The organism is Corallococcus sp. 4LFB (genome assembly GCF_046520365.1).
In the GTDB taxonomy this organism is placed as follows: domain Bacteria; phylum Myxococcota; class Myxococcia; order Myxococcales; family Myxococcaceae; genus Corallococcus; species Corallococcus caeni.
Genome location: NZ_JBKGHJ010001121.1, coordinates 1 through 881, shown reverse-complemented (window position 1 = coordinate 881; position 881 = coordinate 1). Strand labels below are relative to the sequence as shown.

The following is an 881-nucleotide window of genomic DNA, read 5'->3' as shown; positions in this document are numbered from 1 at the left end:
ACGCGACGCCCATGCCCGTGCCGCGCGAGTCCGCGGCCTGACGCCGCGCTACTTGTGCGGCACCACCGTGCCGCCGCGGAAGGCGGAGTCGCGCAGCACCAGGCCCTCCTTGAAGAGGCGCGCGGCGCGGTTGCCGACGAAGAAGTCCTTGGGGTCGCCCCGGCGGAAGGTCTTCTTCACGAACTCCTCCACCTCCATGTACAGGCGGCGGAACCTGTCCGGGGCCGCGTCGCGGCGGCCCGTCTGGGACGTCACCTCCAGCTCCACCCACATCTTCCCGCTGAGCAGCTCGCCCTCCTCGTTGCGGCGCGAGCGTTCAATGAAGATGACGGGCGAGCGCACCTCGTCGATGCGCCAGAAGCCCTTGTCCGGGCCGCGCTTCACCTTGTCCACCATGGCGGGGCCAATCTCGCTGGCCACCAGGTAGAGGTCCTCCTCCGGCAGGCGCGGGATGTTGTCCGGGGTGGCCCGGAAGGGCACCCAGTCCGGCGGCACGCGCCGGGGGTAGACCTCCAGGACGTGGCGCTCCAGGAAGCGGAAGAAGGCGACCTCGTCGTCGGGTGCCATGAAGAATTGGAGGATGTTGGCCATCGCGGGCGACCTCATACCCTGGAAGCACGCTAGAAACACAGCCATGGACACCTGGCTGCGCTCGCGGATGCACGAGCTGAACGACCTGAACAGCGTCATCAACCTGGCTTCCTGGGACCGGGAGGTCTACCTGCCCTCCAAGGCGGCCTCCGCCCGCGCCCAGCAGCTGGCCACCGTCCAGGCCCTCCACCACGAGCGGCTGGTGGACCCCCGCCTGGGCGAGGCGCTGGCCCGCGCTGGCGAGGGCGGCCCGGACTTCCAGGCCCTCACGCCCGACGAGCGCGCCATGG

General features: G+C 70.3%; 1 protein-coding gene and 1 pseudogene. One reads left to right on the top strand and one right to left on the bottom strand.

Features of this window, described 5'->3' with window-relative positions; all coding sequences use genetic code 11:
- Positions 1 to 48: 48 nt before the first annotated feature.
- The gene (locus tag ACLEQD_RS44450; RefSeq protein WP_410391938.1) at positions 49 to 591 is read right to left on the bottom strand and encodes a hypothetical protein; all 543 of its coding nucleotides are present in this window, start codon (positions 589 to 591) and stop codon (positions 49 to 51) included.
- A 43-nt stretch (positions 592 to 634) separates the two neighbouring features.
- Between ACLEQD_RS44450 and ACLEQD_RS44445 the strand changes: the two are divergent.
- Positions 635 to 881 (top strand): annotated as a pseudogene (locus ACLEQD_RS44445) (carboxypeptidase M32); the annotation flags it as partial.